Raw genomic sequence first — 16,067 nt, 5'->3', positions numbered from 1 at the left:
TCCCCAATGGACACTCCGCCGATGCAGGTATAGGGACGGTCATCGACCACCTTACCGGGGCTACAGCATCCATGCCGCTCATCCGCGACGCCAGCGAAGCCGATCTTCCCGCCATCATGGATATCTACAACGACGCCGTGGCCAACACCACGGCGATCTGGAACGACACGCAGGTCGACCTCGCCAATCGCCGCGAGTGGTTCCGGGCGCGCCAGGCGCGCAATTTTCCCGTCCTGGTGGCTGATGTCGGCGGCACCGTCGCGGGCTACGCCTCCTATGGCGACTGGCGGGCCTTCGACGGATTTCGCCATTCCGTAGAACATTCGGTCTATGTCCACAAGGACCATCGTGGAGCAGGCCTCGGCCGCGACCTGATGCAGGCGCTGGTCCGGGTCGCGGGCGAACGGGACATCCATGTGATGATCGGCTGCGTGGAGGCCGGCAATGCCGCGTCGATCCGGCTCCACGAAAGCCTGGGCTTCCGCAATGTCGGGACCTTTTCCGAAGTCGGCACGAAGTTCGGCCGCTGGCTCGATCTCACCTGCCTCGAACTGCGCGTGCCCCCGCAGCATAATTGAGCAGGGTCTAGCCGGGTTCTCCTCCGACATACTGGAAATAGGCCCAGGTGGCGACGAGTGCGGCCGCGATGCCAAGCAGGGTAAGGAGTTTCCGCAGGCCCGGGTTCGGCTTTTTCGGTTCCGGCGGCTTCGGCGGCTTCTTGAACTGGACGACGTTGGACATCTTGCTCCCTGCAGCTATCGCTCCTCTCTTACGCGGGAGAAGTTAAGGCTTGTCTGATGCAATTCCCAGCGGGAATTGCAGAAACGGCCGCGTGCCTCCCACGGTGAGATGGCAGGCTTGGAGAGGCTGTGCGCCTGTCCTATCTTCCCGCTTTCGTCGATTCCCGCTTGCAAGGATCATCATGCCAGTCATCGCATCGTTCGTGTACCGCAATGGCAGGCGAGGTGAGCCGCTTACCGTCAATGGAACGCCTCCGCTGCTGGAGGGGCACGACTTCGCCTGGATCGGGCTTCATGAGCCGGTCCCGAGCGAGATCGAGGGACTGGCTGCAACCTACGGCCTCCACCAGCTCGCCGTTGAGGACGCCCTGAAGGCTCACCAGGTACCGAAGGTGGAAGTGTATGGCGACCAGTTGTTCGTCATCGCCAAGACCGCCCATCTGGAAGGCGACAAGATCCGCTACGGCGAGACCGCCATCTTTGTCGGCCGGCAGCACATCATCACGGTGCGGCACGGCTCCGCCCGCGCCCATACGGATCTGCGCTCGCAGCTCGAGGCATCGCCCCAGCTTCTCTCGCAGGGCCCGGACTACGTCCTCCATGCCATCCTCGACTTCATCGTCGACGGCTATCTGCCGGTGGTGCAGGAAATCGAGGACAAGGTGCTGAAGATGGAAAAGCACATGCTCGCCTCCTTCCTGGAGCGTGAGCAGATCCGCCGCCTGTTCAGGCTGCGGCGGCAACTCATCCTCTTCGGGCGCATCCTGGGGCCGATGTCGGACGTCACCAGCAAGCTCGTCCATCTCGATCTGCCCTGTATCGACGAGAACGCCAGGCCGTTCTTCCGCGACGTGCATGATCATGTCAGTCGGGTGGAAAGCATGGTCGGCGGCTTGCGCGAAGTCATCACCTCCGTCTTCGAAGCCTCCAATTTGCTGGAGCAGCAGCGGCAGGGCGCGATCACCCGCCAGCTCGCCGCCTGGGCCGCGATCCTCGCGGTACCCACCGCGATCGCCGGCATCTACGGAATGAACTTCGAGAACATGCCTGAACTGTCGACCCGCTACGGCTACTATGTGGTGATCGCCGTCATCGCCGCCCTCTGCGGAATCCTGTACTACCGCTTCAAGCGAACCGGCTGGCTCTGACGGGGAGGGAGAGGGCGAGGAGGCCGGAATAAGCAGTCGCATTGTACATCGCAGCGGAACCGGAGGGCGCGATTCCCGTACTCAAGCCCCAAGCGCTGGGATGCAGTGATAGCGCCTGCTCTGACAATCCGGCAGCGTCAGTCGAATAGCTTCGTAATCACCGCCTGTTCGGCTTCCTCCCACTTGCGGACAACCTCGCCAACCTCCTCGATCTCCTCGTCGCTGAGATGGTGGGCGCCTTTCGCATCGATCCGGCACAGGCTGAAGGGCTTGCCAACGCTGGCGGAGGTGAGGTCGAGCGCGTGCAGGACGCGCAGCACTGCTGCGCAGCCGAAACGAACGGACCTCTTGCCAAGGCGAAAGTGGGAGAGCAGCGAACCGGCCTGCTGGGCCATGGCAGCACCGCTGCCGATGGCGTGAAAGCCGATATCGGCATAGTGCCCGATCATGCCGGAGGGCGTGATTTCGATGATCCACGGCTCGCCGTCTCGCCACCCGGCGGCCATGACATAGGCCGATGGCGTGCCTCCGCCTTCCTCTCCCGGCACGTCGGGAATGAAGGTATCGTAGTGATGGCGAAGGATGGGCAGAACCTGTGCCTGCAACGCACGGCCGATATCGGGTGCTTCCAGGATCGCCGCGCTCTTCTCGTTGAAACAGCGCTTTACATCCGTCAGCACCGATCGCGCGCCACTGCCGCCCCAGGCCGCCGTATCGCCCAGGGGGTGAAGCTTCTCCGCGGGATATGTCATGCCGCGCCCCTTGTCGGTGATCTGCGAGTCCGAGCCGATCACCACTCCATCTTCGCATACGGTGGCAAGCACGACAGTCATGTATCAGTCCTTTCAAGCTATAGGTGTCTTGGACATTCCTGTCGGAGCCGTACCGGTGGTGGCCCGAACATTTATGCCGCGACGATCAAGACAATACGGAGGGTCGCATTGTCAGCCCCACCTATACGCCTTCGGCCCCCACGGCGTTCCAATCGACACCTCGTTTGCGCCCCGATGTCCGCCAATCGGCGCCCTCATCCGCGGACGCGACCAGATAGGTTAGGAGAATGGCGCTGCTATGGTTCTACGCCACAAGCGGAGCGCGGCGTCTGTTCTGAGTTGCTCCTCGCAGTTAGGGTCAGCCGCTCTCTCCGTCTTGAACTCAAACCGTCTCTATCCCAGATGTGGCTTGACCCGCTGGTCCAGGCCCCTCTGGCGTAGCTGTCGGCGCTCACGCGATGTCGGACCGTTTCCGACAAGTTGCCGATAGTAAGAGGATCTAGCGATGATCTCCGACCTTGCCGCTTGGTTGTTCGCATTGCTCGTTGTCAATCCGATCAATGCCGAGATACGTGAACGCATCGAGACAGCAAATCTGCTGTTGCAGGCGTTCCAACAGTCGCAGCAATGCCTGGCTACCCATGGCCCGTGGCTTCTTGCCCAGGCGGAGAACGATCCTGTCTGGGCTGTGGGCACCGCAATCGGCATCACGACCGGCTGGACATCCTCCACGCAACTTTTGGACACCAATGATCCTGACTGCTTGGTCCTCACACGGCTGCTGGCGCACGAAGGCCGCGAGAACACAGGCAGCTAGGCGATTATCGCCGGCGAACGCGATGATGGAGGCTCAAGCGGCCTCGCCCTTGCGATTGGGGTGATTGGACCGCAGCAAACTTCGCGGTGGTTGCGCGATGCAGATGTCGGCTGCACAAGGTAGCTCATCCCTCAAGTATCAGGAGTGTCAGGAACCATGATGATCTGGGTCATGCTCGTCGGTGGCTTAGGCTTTCTTCTTGTCGGGGGAGAGCTTCTGGTGCGGGGCGCCGTACGTGTCGCCAGCCAACTCGGGGTATCCCCATTGATCATCGGCCTGACGCTGGTGGGATTTGGAACATCCGCGCCTGAGTTGGTCACGTCCGTACAGGCCGCTTTGAGCAACGCCCCCGGGATCGCCTTTGGCAATATCGTCGGTTCCAACATCGCGAACCTGCTGCTGATCCTGGGCGCATCCTCATTGGTCACGCCCATTATCGTGCAATCCTCCGCGCTGCGCCGGGACGCCGTGGTGATGGTCGCCGTGGCCGTCTTGTTTTCGGTTCTCTCGCCACTGTTTCCGATGGGACGCCTGATCGGGGTAATTTTTGTGGCTGGATTGGCCATCTACATCTACGCCGCGTTCCGACAGGAAACTGCTACGGAGCCAGACCATGGGGCCGCTTTTGACAAGGGGCTGGCGGCTCAGGAGGCCGACCCAGCGCTCTCACCCACTGCGCCTGCCGGAGGCTCACTGCTAATGCCGCTTTTGACCTCGCTCGCAGGTCTCGCCATCGTTGTCCTTGGGGGATACCTGTTGGTGAATGGTGCGGTGGCGCTGGCGCGTTCGTTTGGTATTTCCGAGACCGTCATCGGTCTGACCATCGTGGCCGTAGGCACTTCCATGCCCGAACTGGTTACGTCTCTGGTTGCGGCGGTCCGACGGGAGGCTGATGTTGCATTCGGCAACATCATCGGCTCCAACATCTACAACATTCTCGGTATCGGCGGTGTCACCGCGCTCATTGCTCCCTCGCAAGTGCCGCCGCAGATCGTGGGTTTTGATAACGTGCTGATGGTGGCCGTATCTGCTCTCGTGATCTTTTTCGCCTACACAGGCAGGCGTCTGACCCGTTTGGAGGGGGGTGTCCTCGTCGCAGGATACGGTGGGTACGTCTGGTGGCTCTGGCCCTGACCACCCCGACGTGCAGGATCGCCAATAGGACCAAGGTGGGGACATCCTTGGAGCGACAACTGTCTCGCCAGTCGAAATCAGCAACTCGGAATGTGGAGAGTGGCGTAGAAAAGATCATTCGCCGATTGGATGCTGCTTTCATGTCGCGACTTCGCTGCTTTGGACCGACAGCTGCCTTGACCGAGGCGGCGCCACTAGCGAACGTCACCCAGAGATCCCTGGCTCGCGCTGACGACGCCACACTACGCGGACGATAGCCCGGCAGCGGCCGGAGACGGGAGCCAGCCGAGGTTTCCGAAACGCCTCGCCGGTTCTGGCCGGCCAACGTGATAGCCCTGAATCTGGTCGATCCCGTACTGCCGCATAAGCGTCTCATGCTCCTCGGTCTCCACGCCTTCGACGAGGATCCTGAGGCCGCGGTGGCGCAAGAGGCTGATGATGTCGCGCATCATCCTTCGTCCCCTCTCCGTCTCGCAGTCGTGAAGGAAGGAGCGGTCGATCTTGACGGTGTCGAACTCGATCATCCGCAGCCACGACAGCCCGGCAAACCCGGTGCCGAAATCGTCCAGCCAAATCTGGACGCCCAGTCTCTTCAACTCGCTGATGCAGCGAACCACGTCCGTGTCCACGTCCAGTTCGACGCCCTCGGTGATCTCGAAGGCAAGGCGCGTCCCGACCAGGCCGTATTCAGCCAAGGTCGCTGCCACGTAGGTTGAAAACCCGGGCATCTTCAATTCGCTGGGAGAGACGTTGACGCTGGCGACCTTGACCTTGTTGGTGGCCAGCATTTCCTTGCAGACCGTGCGGATCGCCCATCGACCGAGTTCGATGATGGCGCCTGTTCTTTCCGCGACAGGGATGAAGGCCCCTGGCATGATGGCCGTGCCGTCGGGCATCTTCATGCGCATCAACGCCTCAGCGCCATCCAGGGCACCCGTCTGGACATTGCGGACAGGCTGGTAGACGAGCGAGACAAGGCGCTGCTCGAGCGCGATCCGCAGGATGGCTGCGATATTCTCGCTCTCGTCGCCGTGCCGCGGATCTTCAGGATTGAAGACCTTCACGCAGTTGCGGCCATTTTCCTTTGCGGCATAGAGCGCGCGATCAGCCTCATGGATGATCTTCTCCAGTTGTTTGGTCTGGACGCGGGTATTGGACACGCCGACGCTGACGGTGACCACCGAGGTGCCGTCGCGCCGGCAGGTGTGCGGCCACGCCATCGCATGGACCGCGGAGCACAGGTCCTCTGCAAGCCGGATCGACTGATCGGCGTCGTCTATCCGCAGGATAAGGATGAACTCCTCACCCCCGTAGCGGCCGATTACGGCGCCATGGGAGGCGGCAATGTCTGCTAGTCTCTGCGACACCGCGATCAGGCAGCGGTCGCCCTCCTGGTGCCCGTAGAAGTCATTGTAGCGCTTGAAGAAGTCCACATCGACGAGCAGGACGGAAAAGCACTGGCTCCGGCCTTGCCAGTCTTGCCAGTGGAGACGCAATTGCTGGTCGATCGCGCGGCGGTTCTCCAAGCCCGTCAGCGAATCCGTGTGCGAAAGCTCAAGCAGTGCCTTGCCCCGTTCATCGGCTGCCTCCTGCTGCAGGCGCGCTTCATAGGCATTCAGGAAGACCTTGTAGCGTTCCCGGTTCAGCTGGAGGTTCACGTAACTGGTGAAGATGAAGCACGAGATGCAGAATGCGCCCAGGATCAGCTTGTGGAGAAGCAGCATAGGCTCGAAGAGGTAGAGCGCACCGATGAAGATCGTAAGATTCGTCGCTGACGACGCGAGAGCGAGCGGAAAGCGGAAGCTGAAGAACAGGTTGACGCTCATCATGAAGATGGCGCCGAATGCCATGTAATAGGAAAACGCGTCGAGGGCGCCGGTCATGTTGGCCGTCACAAGCCATACGACGTAACCGGCAAGCACCGACAGTGCGGCCCAGAGGTCCAGCGCATCGGCCGAGACCTTGAGGCGCAGGAGAAGCTCCAGGACGCAAAGCGCGGTAATTCCGACGATCAGCCGGCCTGCGATCGTGTTCGACGCGACGTCGGGAATGAAGAGATAGTCGGTTCCCGAATAAGCGATATACGAAAAGACTGCGACCCACAGACCATGCCGTGTCGTCCTCTTCCGTAGGTCTTCGCTTTCCTGTCGGTACAGGCTGCGCATCTGCTCGGTCGACAGCGTCGGCCGGACAGTGGGCACACCGGTATCGGTTAACACGTGCATCATGCCCTGTTTACCCAATATGGTTCGGCTGCGCCTGATGCACACCCTTGGCTCGCAATGAGAAGGTTAGTTGCCTCAGACATTCATGAAGGCAACCGTGAACGGTCTCCTAGACGCGGCCTGGGCGCGATTATGCGCAAAAGGGCTTAACGGTTTCCAAACTTCTTGAGGGGCGCCGGTTGAAGATGATGCTTCTTAGCTTGACGTCCCTGAAAATACTGCAGATTTTAAGAATCGGATTCATTATCGGTTAATCAATGAGGTGCGCGTGGCCCAGCCTTTGTTTTCTCTCGATGGCGAGAGCCTGATCACCCCACAGTCCGTCAGCAGACAAATCCCTGTAGAACAGAGATATGACGACGCGGATCGGCTGCTCGCCGCCGAGGCTGAGTTTGCGTTGATCATCAGCATTGCGAAGCAGAGGTTCGACGCCGGCAGGAACTTGCCGGACGCGGTCAAGTGGCTGATTACGCAGATGCATGAGCTGCGGCACAAGTCGGGTCCGGTCGTCTGGCAGAAGCTCATCCCGATCATTCAGGCCCATCCTTCTGCAAGGATCATGCAGCAGTGCCCTTTCACCCGATGGTCCTATGACAAGCCGCGCGGATATTCCGGGGATGCCAGCCTCATCGACTTCATCTATGGCCATCCGGACGTTGCCGACGAGGTGGCGAAATCCACGCCTCAGGGACTGAGCATCTTCGAATACACCATCAACGCACCCGGCCCCGTAGCCGTTCGGGAAAGGCGGGACATCCTGACGCGCTACGTGGACGAGACTGCTGCGCGGGCAGGGCCGGGAACCGAAATCCTGACCGTCGCCGCGGGCCATCTGCGGGAAGCGGAGAGGTCGCAGGCGTTAGGTGAGGGCGCCATCAAGCGATGGGTCGCACTCGACCAGGACCCGCTGAGCATAGCCACGATCGCGGGCCAGTTCCCGGACACCTGCATCGAACCCGTCGACGGGTCCGTGCGTGGCCTGCTTGGCAAGAAGTACCGGCTGGGCTCGTTCGACCTGATCTATGCAGCTGGCTTGTACGATTACCTTTCCGACAAGGTCGCTATTCGCCTGACCGAAGTCTGCATGGATATGCTCAAACCCGGTGGCGTCTTCCTTTTCGCCAACTTCTCCGATGAAATGGCCGACGACGGATACATGGAATCCTACATGAACTGGGAACTCTTGCAGCGGTCGGAGCAGGACATGTGGAGGGTCGCCAGCGCAAGCACGGATCCAGCATCCGTCGACATCGATGTGTGGTTCGGCACCAATCGCAACATCATCTACAGCACCATCCGGAAGAAGGCGTGAAGACAGGGAAGCCTTTATAGGCGTTTCCTGTCTGAGCACTTCTGCGCATCATCCGGCCGGGCGATGCGGCGGGATCCTGAGGAGGCGGGGGCTGCCCCGCCTGCCGCTATTCGATCGGCTCGAAGACCATCGAATGGCCGTTGATGCAGTAGCGCAGGCCGGTCGGTGGCGGGCCGTCGGGGAAGACGTGGCCCAGGTGCCCGCCGCAATTGGCGCAGCGCACCTCGGTGCGAACCATCCCGTAGGACATGTCCCGGTGTTCCGTCACGGCCCCCGGCTTGACCGGCTCGAAATAGCTTGGCCAGCCGCAGCCGGCATCGAACTTGGTGTCGGACACGAAGAGCGGCTCGTCGCAGGCCGCGCAGCGGTAGAGGCCCTTTTCCGTGCTGTCCCAATAGGGTCCGGTGAAGGCGCGTTCGGTACCGTGTTCGCGAAGGATGCGATATTGTTCCGGCGTCAGCTGTTCGCGCCATTCGGCATCGGTCTTCTGGATGCGGGGAGTGCTGGTGTCTGTCATGGGAGAACCTTTCCTCGACTAAAGATAGGTTGCGCGCCGCGTTCCGAAAAGCCTCAACTATTTGTGGGTTGACCGTTAATGGCTTGAGGCAGCGGATTCTTTGTCCTAAGTGGTGTGGGGCTTACGTCCGCTGGGGGGCGATCCGCGAAAGAAACGGGAGACGAAATGGCCGACTCAACGGCATTGACGTTCTTTTGTCTCATGCTGCCATTTCTGGCCGCCATCCTTGCGCCGTCCGCGGTCGGCCGGCTTGGCCACGCAGCCTCCTGGGTCCTGGCGCTGGCGCCTTTCTTCGCCTTCCTCCACTTCCTGACCTTCCTGCCCGAGATCGCCGATGGCGGCGTGGTGACCGGCGGCTATGCCTGGGTGCCGAGCCTCAACCTCTCCTTCTCGTGGTTCCTCGACGGTCTTTCGCTGACCTTCGCGCTGCTGATCACCGGGATTGGTACTCTGATCGTGCTCTATTCGGGCGGATACATGAAGGGCCATCCGCAGCAGGGGCGCTTCATCTGCTTCATCCTGCTCTTCATGGGAGCGATGCTCGGGCTCGTCGTCTCCGACAGTTTTCTGATGCTCTTCGTCTACTGGGAGCTCACCTCGATCACGTCCTTCTTGCTGATCGGCTTCGATCACGAGCGGGAGGCTGCGCGCCGGTCGGCGCTGCAGGCGCTGGTGGTGACGGGTCTCGGCGGGCTGTCGCTGCTGGCCGGCCTCATCTTCCTGTGGAACATGACCGGCGTCACGCAGCTCTCGCTGCTCGTCAATGTCGACGACACGCTGCGCAACAGTCCTTTCTATCTCGCGGCGCTGCTCCTGCTTCTCGGCGGCGCTTTCACCAAGTCGGCGCAGTTCCCGTTCCATTTCTGGCTTCCCAATGCCATGGAGGCACCGACGCCGGTTTCCGCCTACCTGCACTCGGCCACCATGGTGAAGGCAGGCGTCTATCTCTTGATGCGGCTGAACCCGGTGATGGGCGGCACACCGGCCTGGGAGATCCTGCTGCCCTTCTTCGGCGGCGTCACCCTGATTGCCGGTACGCTGCTTGCGATCCGGCAGACAGACCTGAAGCTGATGCTGGCCTATACGACCATGGCCTCGCTCGGCCTGCTCGTCATGCTGACCGGCTTCGACACGCCGCATGCGGTAGAAGCGGCCGTGCTCTATCTCGTCGCCCACTCACTCTTCAAGGGCGCGCTCTTCATGGTCGCCGGCCTCGTCGACCATGAATCCGGCACGCGCGACGTGACCAAGCTTGGCGGCCTGCGTGGCGACATGCCGATCACCTTTGCCGCCGCGCTGCTAGCAGCACTCTCCATGGGTGGTCTGCCGCTCTTTCTCGGCTTTCTCGCCAAGGAGGAAATCTACTACGCGCTCGCCAGCGGCAATCTGCGCTCGATCCTCTTCACGCTGGTGGCGATCGTCGGCAACGGCCTGATGTTCGTGATCGGCTTCGCCGTCGCGCTGAAGCCCTTCCTCGGTCCCCATGTGGAAACGCCCAAGCATGCCCACGAAGGCCCGCTGCTGATGTGGCTCGGCCCGGCGCTTCTCGCGGCGCTCGGCCTGTTTGGCGGCATCCTTTCAAGCGTCACCCACCGCTTCATCTCGACGCCGATGGCAAGTGCCGTCGCCGGCGAGCCGACCCTCGTCGAGATCACCACGATCCCGCACATCGGCATGCCGCTGCTGCTCTCGATCGTCACCGTGGCCTTCGGTGTCCTCATCTATCTCAAGCTCGACCAGGCCCGCGACCTCATGGTTCGGGTGCTGGCGGCGATCGGCAGCGGTCCCGATCGCGGCTTCGACCACTTCGTCTCCGGTCTCGTGCGCATTTCGGTCGCGGTGACCCGTGTCGTGCAACCGGGCCGCCTGGAGATCTATATCACCGTTACCTTCACCCTGCTGGCGCTGGCGCTTCTGGTGCCGCCCTTCGTCTATGGCGAGCTACCGGACCTGCCTTCATGGCCGGAGAGGGTATATTTCCACGAATGGGTGATCTTCCTGCTGGCGCTGATCGGCCTCGTTGCCGTGCTTCGCGCCAGCGACCGGCTGACCGCGATTGTCTCGCTGGGCATCCAGGGCTTTGCCGTTGCCGTCATCTTCCTCCTGTTCGGCGCAGCCGACCTGTCGTTTACGCAGTTCATGGTCGAGACGCTGTCGGTGGTCATCCTTGCGCTGGTGATGACGAGGCTGCGGCTGTCGCCGCGCGATCACCGCCCGGCAAGGCAGCTGGCCATGGATGCGACCATCGCCGTCGCCTGCGGCCTGGGCTTCATGCTGCTCCTGATGAAGACGACCCAGCTGCCGTTCAATCTGGAGCTGACGGAGTTCTTCAACGCTTACGCGAAGATCATCGCCCACGGCGCAAACGTCGTGAACGTTATCCTCGTCGATTTCCGCGGCACGGATACGTTGGGGGAGATTGCCGTGGTGATGACCACCGGGCTCGCGGTCCTGGCGCTGATCCGCGTGCGCCTCCGCAATCCGCTGCCCGAGACGGCTGATACCCATGTCGAGGCTCCGGTGAAGGAGAAGGCCCCATGAACACGCTCATCCTGCGCACCGTCGCGCCGCCGATCACCGCGCTCATGCTGGTCTTTTCCGTCTTCGTGCTCCTGCGCGGCCATAATGAACCCGGCGGCGGCTTCATCGGCGGGCTGATCGCCGCTTCGGCCCTCTCCATCTACGGCATCGCCTATGGCGTTTCGGCCGTCCGCCGTGCCATTCGCTTTCACCCGATGGCGATCGCCGGTTTCGGCCTGCTCGTCGGGGCGCTATCGGGCGTCCTGTCGATCTTCGCCGGCGTGCCCTTCATGACCGGCCTGTGGATCTATCCGAACATATTTGGTGTCGAAGTGCCGCTCGCCACCGTCATCTCCTTCGATATCGGCGTGTATTTCGTTGTCCTCGGAGCCGTTGCCTCTATCGCGCTGGCGCTAGAGGAAAGGGAGATCGATTGATGGAGTCGCTCTTCTCGGTCCTGATTGGCATCTTCTTCGCCTCGGCAATCTATCTGATGCTGTCCAAGCACACGGTGCGCATTCTTCTCGGCATCGCGATCCTCGGCAATTCCGTAAACCTGCTGCTGTTTACGGCAGGGCGGATCACCCGGGAGATCCCGCCCATCATCCCCTTCGACATGGACGGGCTGCCGGCAGAGGCGGCAAACCCGCTGCCGCAGGCGCTGATTCTCACGGCCATCGTCATCTCCTTCTCCTTCTTCGCCTTCCTGCTGGTGCTGACCTATCGCGGCTATCAGGAACTCGGCACCGACAATACGGACGAGATGCGGCTGGCCGAACCCGAGGATGAGCCGCTTCCGCCGCTCGGCTATTGACAGGAAACCTGGACGCGATGGCTGCACCGACGACTGCCCCGATCGATCTCTCTGCCGCGATGGTGATGGCGCCGACGGCCATTGCCGACTGGCTCGTGATCGCGCCCATGGTCCTGATGATCTCGCTCGGCGCCGTGCTGATGATGGTCCGCCACAAGCTGCACCTGCACGGCTGGATTGCCATTCCGGGGCTCGTGGCATTGGTCATTATCGATGGCCTGCTGCTCTGGCGGGTGGCGGTGGATGGCCCCTTCACCATGACGGCGGGGCGCTGGCTTCCGCCCTTCGGCATTTCCTTCACGGCCGATCTCCTCGGCGCGCTGCTTGCCTTCGCGTCGGGTCTGGTGGCACTCGCGGCGGGCATCTACGGCCTCCGCGACATCAATGCGACCGGCCGCCGCTATGGCTTCTATCCGTTCCTGATGCTGTTGATGGCCGGCGTCACCGGCGCTTTTCTGACCGGCGACATCTTTAACCTCTATGTCTGGTTCGAGGTGCTCCTCATTTCGTCCTTCGGCCTCCTGATCCTCGGATCCGAGCGCCAGCAGGTCGATGGCGCCCTGAAATATGCCATCCTCAACCTCATCGGCACGACGCTGTTCCTGATCGCCGTCGGCTATGTCTATGCCATCTTCGGCACGCTCAACATGGCTGACATCGCCCGCCAGGCCGATGCCCACGCGGGCACGGCGCCGCTGATGACGCTGAGCACCCTGTTCATCCTTGCCTTCGCCATGAAGGCCGCCGCATTCCCGGTGAATTTCTGGCTGCCTGCCTCCTATCACACGCCGCGCATCGTCGTGGCTGCGCTCTTCGGCGGCCTGCTGACCAAGGTCGGCGTCTACGCGCTGATGCGGGTGATGGTCATGCTGTTTCCGCTACAGCGGGAGGAACTCAGCCTGCTGCTCGCTATTTCGGCGGCGCTCACCATGGTGATCGGTGCGCTCGGCGCGCTGGCGCAGAGCGATCTGCGGCGAATGGCTGGATTCGCGGTGATCGCCGGCATCGGTAACGTCATGGCTGGCGTAGCGATCGGCGGCATCCTCGGGGTGGGCGGTGCAATTCTTTACGCGCTCCACTCGATCGTCGCGATGACGGCGCTCTATCTCCTGGTGGGGGAGGCTGCCCGCCTTGGCGGGTCCTGGTCGCTGCAGACCCTGGGGGGCATCTATCGCCAGGCTCCCTGGGCCGCTGCCGCCGCCTTCGTGATCTTCTTTGCAACGGCCGGCCTGCCGCCTTTCTCAGGACTATGGCCGAAGATCGTGCTCTTGAAGGCGGCGCTCGACATCGGCGCCTGGTGGCTCTCCGCCGCCATCCTGGTTTCCGCATTCCTGCTGACGCTGGCATTGGGGCGCATTTTCCTGCTTGCCTTCTGGCGGCCCCGGCCTGCGCCCGAGGCTGGCGCGGCGCCTGTCTCGATCCCTGTTTCTCCGGGAGCCTGGGAGCGTTCTCTTCCGCTTGCCGGGCTCGTTCTCCTGCTGGTTTTCTTCGGCCTGTTCCCGGAAGTGCCGCTGCGCCTGTCGCAGGCTGCGGCAGCCAGCCTTGCCGATCCGACGGCCTATATCCAGTCGGTTTTCCCGACGGGAGGTGCTGAATGACGACGTATATCTTCAATGTGCTCTTCGCCGTCGTCTGGGTGGCGATCACCGGTAGCGCGACCCTCGTCAACCTGGTGTTCGGGTTCCTGATCGCCACCGTCGCCCTGTGGATCGTTCGTGGCGAAATGGGCGGTCCCGGCTATTGGCAGCGGGTTGGGCGCATCCTGTCGCTGCTGCGCCTTTTCTTCAAGGAACTGGCAATGTCGGCCTACCGTGTGGCCGTCATGGTCTTCAGTCCCCGCCTCGACGTGAAGCCGGGCATATTTGCCTTCCCGTTGACCGTCGATCGCGATTTCGAGATCACGCTGCTCGCAAACCTCATCACGCTGACGCCCGGGACGCTGTCGGTGGATGTGTCCGCAGACCGAAAGACGCTCTACGTGCACGCGCTCGATTGCTCCGATCCGGATGCTGCGCGTCGTGACATCGCGGATGGTTTTGAACGCAAGATCCTGGAGGCCTTCCGCTGATGACGGCCGACACCATCACCCAATTCGCCGTCTATGTCGGCCTCCTCGTCCTCGGTGCTTCCTTCCTGTTGACCGTCTGGCGCGTCATCAAGGGCCCGACCCTGCCCGACAGGGTCATCGCGCTCGACATGCTGGTCGGCATCGTCATGGGCTTCATCGCACTGATCGCGATCCGCACCGGTTTCACGCTCTACATCGACATCGCCATCTCGCTCGGCCTTGTCGGCTTCCTGGCAACCGTCGCCTTCGCCCGCTTCATCCTGTCGCGAAAGCGCCGGGGAGGGGAGGACGGTTCTCCTCCCGAGCCGGTGGAGCCGGAGCTGAAGCCTGTGACGCAGGACGCGTCAAAGCCCGCCGCGGTGAAGAGCCGCGCCAAGGACCGGCAGGGCTCCGCTGCAGCTCCAGGCCCTGTTCCAGAGCGGACCGCAGCGGGGATCATGCGGGTGGTTGCCGATGCAAGCCCTTTAGAAGCGCCGGCCAAGCCTGCCACCCGCAAGGCGGATGCCACAAAGGCCAGCGCCGCAAAGGTGAAGATCGCCAAGGCGAAGGCAGCCGGCAAGGCGGCGGTCGCCGCGGAGGCGGCGGCGGGCCCGGCAAAGACCAGGAAGTCCCGTGCGGCAACCAAGCCCACCAAACCCGCCAAGAAGGACACGCCGTGATGGACATCCTGTTTGCGCTCGTCACCGCCGCATTGATCCTGGTCGGCGCCATCTTCGTCCTGGCTGCGACCCTCGGTCTCAACCGGTTCCCGGATCTCTATTCCCGCATGCACGCGGCGTCGAAGGCCGGCACGGTCGGGTCGGCGCTGATGCTGATCGCGGTCGGCATCCATGCCGCCGATCTCGCCATTCTGGCGCGTTCGTTCGCCGGCTTCTTCTTCTTCGTACTCACCGCCCCGGTCTCTGCGCATCTTCTCGCCAAGGCCGCCCATGAGACGGGCTACCCACTCTCAGGTATCTCGGTACGCGATGACATGAACAAAGGCCGGGAAGAAATTTAATACTAGCCGTTTTCTGCTGATTTATTGCAAATCCCATGTGACAAAAGCTCACATGCGAGGTCAGCCTGTGGTAAATTCGGAAAATATTGCTATCGCTTGAACTTCATTCTTTGAATTTCCATTTACTTGGTGCTACGGCAGTATCTGCCAAGTGTGATTGCTTGCATGAAGATGCATGTCCCGGTTCGGAGACGAGGCATTCCTTTATTGCAAAGGTTCCCCTCCGGATTTCATCTTCCTGCAATGCGATGAGGCTCTATTGCGGTGCGGGCCGCAAGCGAGCAGGCATCTTTCGATGTCTCACCTCTGGCGATGTCCATAATGTACTGTGGCGCGGTTTTGCTTTGGACGCGTCACGACAACGATAAGAAAAGACAGGAGACGTCCAATGACAGATGTGGCACCGATCAAGGGAGATAGTCTCCTGGTCGAACTGACGGCGGATATCGTCGCGGCCTATGTTAGCAATCATGTGGTTCCGGTAGGCGAATTGAGCCACCTCATTTCCGACGTCCATGCGGCGCTCAACAATACGTCGAGTCCGCCTCCCGTCGCTGCGGTCCCCGAGAAGCCGAAGCCGCCCGTGCCGATCAAGAAGTCGATCGAGGAGGATTACCTCATCTGTCTGGAGGACGGACAGAAGTTCAAGTCACTGAAGCGGCACCTGATGACCCACTACAACATGACGCCCGACGAATATCGCGAGAAGTGGGGTCTTCCTGCCGATTATCCGATGGTGGCGCCCGCCTATGCGGAAGCCCGTTCCCGTCTCGCCAAGCAGATGGGGCTCGGACAGCGCCGCAAGCGCGGCAAGTAAGCCCGACTGCCATACTGGGACCTGAAGGGTCGGAAGCATTGCTTCCGACCCTTTCCTTTTTGGGGGCAGGCGGGGATAGAGGGAGGAAGAAATTCACAGCATGTTTGGCGGAAGCGGGGAAATGTGATGGGAAATTAGCTACAGGCGCGCTACAGCCTCATTTTCCTTATCCCCATCCGCAC

Annotated in this window: 16 protein-coding genes and 1 pseudogene; 13 read left to right on the top strand and 4 right to left on the bottom strand. The window is 61.7% G+C overall.

The features are described 5' to 3' along the window. The first annotated feature begins 71 nt into the window (after nt 1-71). A complete protein-coding gene (locus ACEPP2_RS17130; protein WP_077547976.1) occupies nt 72-578 on the top strand; it encodes a GNAT family N-acetyltransferase in 507 nt (168 codons plus the stop codon). A 7-nt stretch (nt 579-585) separates the two neighbouring features. Here the strand turns inward: ACEPP2_RS17130 and ACEPP2_RS17125 are convergent, their stop codons facing one another. Then, complete coding sequence (locus tag ACEPP2_RS17125) at nt 586-741, bottom strand: hypothetical protein (RefSeq protein WP_395517291.1); 156 nt, start codon at nt 739-741, stop codon at nt 586-588. A gap of 181 nt (nt 742-922) precedes the next feature. On the opposite strand from ACEPP2_RS17125, the gene corA reads away from it, so the two are divergent. Continuing rightward, nucleotides 923-1,888, top strand: coding sequence for a magnesium/cobalt transporter CorA (corA, locus tag ACEPP2_RS17120; RefSeq protein ID WP_077547700.1), 966 nt, complete (start codon nt 923-925; stop codon nt 1,886-1,888). 137 nt (nt 1,889-2,025) lie between these two features. Here corA and ACEPP2_RS17115 read toward each other — a convergent pair whose 3' ends face one another. Beyond that, nucleotides 2,026-2,721 carry an Ntn hydrolase family protein gene (locus ACEPP2_RS17115; protein WP_395517290.1) on the bottom strand — a complete coding sequence of 232 codons (696 nt, stop codon included), beginning with the start codon at nt 2,719-2,721 and terminating at the stop codon, nt 2,026-2,028. Between the two features lie 445 nt (nt 2,722-3,166). On the opposite strand from ACEPP2_RS17115, the gene ACEPP2_RS17110 reads away from it, so the two are divergent. Then, nucleotides 3,167-3,478 (top strand): hypothetical protein, encoded by a 312-nt coding sequence (locus tag ACEPP2_RS17110; RefSeq protein WP_395517289.1) that lies wholly within the window; start codon nt 3,167-3,169, stop codon nt 3,476-3,478. A gap of 156 nt (nt 3,479-3,634) precedes the next feature. Beyond that, nucleotides 3,635-4,612 carry a calcium/sodium antiporter gene (locus tag ACEPP2_RS17105; protein ID WP_395517288.1) on the top strand — a complete coding sequence of 326 codons (978 nt, stop codon included), beginning with the start codon at nt 3,635-3,637 and terminating at the stop codon, nt 4,610-4,612. Nucleotides 4,613-4,854: 242 nt separating this feature from the next. Here ACEPP2_RS17105 and ACEPP2_RS17100 read toward each other — a convergent pair whose 3' ends face one another. Then, a complete protein-coding gene (locus tag ACEPP2_RS17100; protein ID WP_395517287.1) occupies nt 4,855-6,840 on the bottom strand; it encodes a putative bifunctional diguanylate cyclase/phosphodiesterase in 1,986 nt (661 codons plus the stop codon). 265 nt (nt 6,841-7,105) lie between these two features. Between ACEPP2_RS17100 and ACEPP2_RS17095 the strand changes: the two genes are divergently transcribed. Then, nucleotides 7,106-8,149, top strand: coding sequence for a class I SAM-dependent methyltransferase (locus ACEPP2_RS17095; protein ID WP_281977993.1), 1,044 nt, complete (start codon nt 7,106-7,108; stop codon nt 8,147-8,149). A 106-nt stretch (nt 8,150-8,255) separates the two neighbouring features. On the opposite strand, the gene msrB is transcribed toward ACEPP2_RS17095, so the two are convergent. Further along, nucleotides 8,256-8,666, bottom strand: coding sequence for a peptide-methionine (R)-S-oxide reductase MsrB (gene msrB / locus ACEPP2_RS17090; protein ID WP_077547705.1), 411 nt, complete (start codon nt 8,664-8,666; stop codon nt 8,256-8,258). A 165-nt stretch (nt 8,667-8,831) separates the two neighbouring features. Here msrB and ACEPP2_RS17085 point away from each other — a divergent pair, with 165 nt between their 5' ends. The 8 genes and pseudogenes from ACEPP2_RS17085 to ACEPP2_RS17050 all read left to right on the top strand — a co-directional run bounded on the left by ACEPP2_RS17085 (nt 8,832) and on the right by ACEPP2_RS17050 (nt 15,885). Then, the gene (locus tag ACEPP2_RS17085) at nt 8,832-11,207 is read left to right on the top strand and encodes a putative monovalent cation/H+ antiporter subunit A (protein ID WP_395517286.1); all 2,376 of its coding nucleotides are present in this window, start codon (nt 8,832-8,834) and stop codon (nt 11,205-11,207) included. Then, nucleotides 11,204-11,623 carry a Na+/H+ antiporter subunit B gene (locus ACEPP2_RS17080; protein ID WP_281977991.1) on the top strand — a complete coding sequence of 140 codons (420 nt, stop codon included), beginning with the start codon at nt 11,204-11,206 and terminating at the stop codon, nt 11,621-11,623. The genes ACEPP2_RS17085 and ACEPP2_RS17080 overlap by 4 nt, the downstream gene beginning before the upstream one ends. Next, on the top strand, nt 11,623-12,000 hold the full coding sequence (locus ACEPP2_RS17075; RefSeq protein ID WP_395517285.1) for a Na+/H+ antiporter subunit C: 378 nt from the start codon (nt 11,623-11,625) through the stop codon (nt 11,998-12,000). Before ACEPP2_RS17080 ends, ACEPP2_RS17075 begins: the two co-directional genes overlap by 1 nt. A 17-nt stretch (nt 12,001-12,017) precedes the next feature. Further along, nucleotides 12,018-13,598 carry a Na+/H+ antiporter subunit D gene (locus tag ACEPP2_RS17070; protein ID WP_281977989.1) on the top strand — a complete coding sequence of 527 codons (1,581 nt, stop codon included), beginning with the start codon at nt 12,018-12,020 and terminating at the stop codon, nt 13,596-13,598. Continuing rightward, the gene (locus ACEPP2_RS17065) at nt 13,595-14,068 is read left to right on the top strand and encodes a Na+/H+ antiporter subunit E (protein ID WP_281977988.1); all 474 of its coding nucleotides are present in this window, start codon (nt 13,595-13,597) and stop codon (nt 14,066-14,068) included. The genes ACEPP2_RS17070 and ACEPP2_RS17065 overlap by 4 nt, the downstream gene beginning before the upstream one ends. After that, nucleotides 14,068-14,337, top strand: a pseudogene (locus ACEPP2_RS17060) (cation:proton antiporter); the annotation flags it as partial. The gene ACEPP2_RS17065 and the pseudogene ACEPP2_RS17060, both read left to right, overlap by 1 nt. 389 nt (nt 14,338-14,726) lie before the next feature. Next, nucleotides 14,727-15,068 carry a monovalent cation/H(+) antiporter subunit G gene (gene mnhG / locus ACEPP2_RS17055; protein WP_395517284.1) on the top strand — a complete coding sequence of 114 codons (342 nt, stop codon included), beginning with the start codon at nt 14,727-14,729 and terminating at the stop codon, nt 15,066-15,068. A 388-nt stretch (nt 15,069-15,456) separates the two neighbouring features. Further along, nucleotides 15,457-15,885, top strand: coding sequence for a MucR family transcriptional regulator (locus ACEPP2_RS17050; RefSeq protein ID WP_395517283.1), 429 nt, complete (start codon nt 15,457-15,459; stop codon nt 15,883-15,885). The last annotated feature ends 182 nt before the right edge of the window (nt 15,886-16,067 follow it).

It is taken from the genome of Pseudorhizobium flavum (genome assembly GCF_044142885.1).
Taxonomy (GTDB): Bacteria; Pseudomonadota; Alphaproteobacteria; order Rhizobiales; family Rhizobiaceae; genus Neorhizobium; species Neorhizobium flavum.
Note: the sequence above shows the minus strand (reverse complement) of the source record. Positions and strands in the feature narration are given on the sequence as shown.

What these genes read in the sequence shown, in the direction of transcription:
- ACEPP2_RS17130 (WP_077547976.1), top strand. Translation starts at nt 72, where the DNA reads ATGCCGCTCATCCGCGACGCCAGCGAAGCCGATCTTCCCGCCATCATG.
- ACEPP2_RS17125 (WP_395517291.1), bottom strand. Translation starts at nt 741, where the DNA reads ATGTCCAACGTCGTCCAGTTCAAGAAGCCGCCGAAGCCGCCGGAACCG.
- corA (WP_077547700.1), top strand. Translation starts at nt 923, where the DNA reads ATGCCAGTCATCGCATCGTTCGTGTACCGCAATGGCAGGCGAGGTGAG.
- ACEPP2_RS17115 (WP_395517290.1), bottom strand. Translation starts at nt 2,721, where the DNA reads ATGACTGTCGTGCTTGCCACCGTATGCGAAGATGGAGTGGTGATCGGC.
- ACEPP2_RS17110 (WP_395517289.1), top strand. Translation starts at nt 3,167, where the DNA reads ATGATCTCCGACCTTGCCGCTTGGTTGTTCGCATTGCTCGTTGTCAAT.
- ACEPP2_RS17105 (WP_395517288.1), top strand. Translation starts at nt 3,635, where the DNA reads ATGATGATCTGGGTCATGCTCGTCGGTGGCTTAGGCTTTCTTCTTGTC.
- ACEPP2_RS17100 (WP_395517287.1), bottom strand. Translation starts at nt 6,840, where the DNA reads ATGATGCACGTGTTAACCGATACCGGTGTGCCCACTGTCCGGCCGACG.
- msrB (WP_077547705.1), bottom strand. Translation starts at nt 8,666, where the DNA reads ATGACAGACACCAGCACTCCCCGCATCCAGAAGACCGATGCCGAATGG.
- ACEPP2_RS17085 (WP_395517286.1), top strand. Translation starts at nt 8,832, where the DNA reads ATGGCCGACTCAACGGCATTGACGTTCTTTTGTCTCATGCTGCCATTT.
- ACEPP2_RS17080 (WP_281977991.1), top strand. Translation starts at nt 11,204, where the DNA reads ATGAACACGCTCATCCTGCGCACCGTCGCGCCGCCGATCACCGCGCTC.
- ACEPP2_RS17075 (WP_395517285.1), top strand. Translation starts at nt 11,623, where the DNA reads ATGGAGTCGCTCTTCTCGGTCCTGATTGGCATCTTCTTCGCCTCGGCA.
- ACEPP2_RS17070 (WP_281977989.1), top strand. Translation starts at nt 12,018, where the DNA reads ATGGCTGCACCGACGACTGCCCCGATCGATCTCTCTGCCGCGATGGTG.
- ACEPP2_RS17065 (WP_281977988.1), top strand. Translation starts at nt 13,595, where the DNA reads ATGACGACGTATATCTTCAATGTGCTCTTCGCCGTCGTCTGGGTGGCG.
- mnhG (WP_395517284.1), top strand. Translation starts at nt 14,727, where the DNA reads ATGGACATCCTGTTTGCGCTCGTCACCGCCGCATTGATCCTGGTCGGC.
- ACEPP2_RS17050 (WP_395517283.1), top strand. Translation starts at nt 15,457, where the DNA reads ATGACAGATGTGGCACCGATCAAGGGAGATAGTCTCCTGGTCGAACTG.